This is a genomic window from Psychrobacter sp. CAL346-MNA-CIBAN-0220 (assembly GCF_040309805.1).
GTDB lineage: Bacteria > Pseudomonadota > Gammaproteobacteria > Pseudomonadales > Moraxellaceae > Psychrobacter.
Genome location: NZ_JBEOPF010000270.1, coordinates 1 through 273, shown reverse-complemented (window position 1 = coordinate 273; position 273 = coordinate 1). Strand labels below are relative to the sequence as shown.

Annotated in this window: 1 pseudogene; it reads right to left on the bottom strand. The window is 41.8% G+C overall.

Annotated elements, in window-relative coordinates:
* Positions 1–273, bottom strand: a pseudogene (locus AAEY88_RS13605) (radical SAM protein); the annotation flags it as partial.

Sequence of the window (273 nt, the reverse complement as noted above, 5' to 3'; positions counted from 1 at the left end):
AGATCATATTGCTTATAAAAATGACTCGATAGCTGAATGACTTGCAAATCGGTCTCATTACTGGCACCAACGATCATTTGACTGGTTTGACCTGCTGGCACAAATTTCGGTGCTTTTTTATGCGTTTTACGGCTCTCGCGGATGGTAATAATTTCTTCTTTGACCGTTTCCATTGGCGCTTTTAATTCATCATGCGATTTCTCTGGTGCGAGTAAAGCCAAGCCAGATTTGGTCGGAATTTCGATATTGACGCTCAAACGATCAGCATAAAGC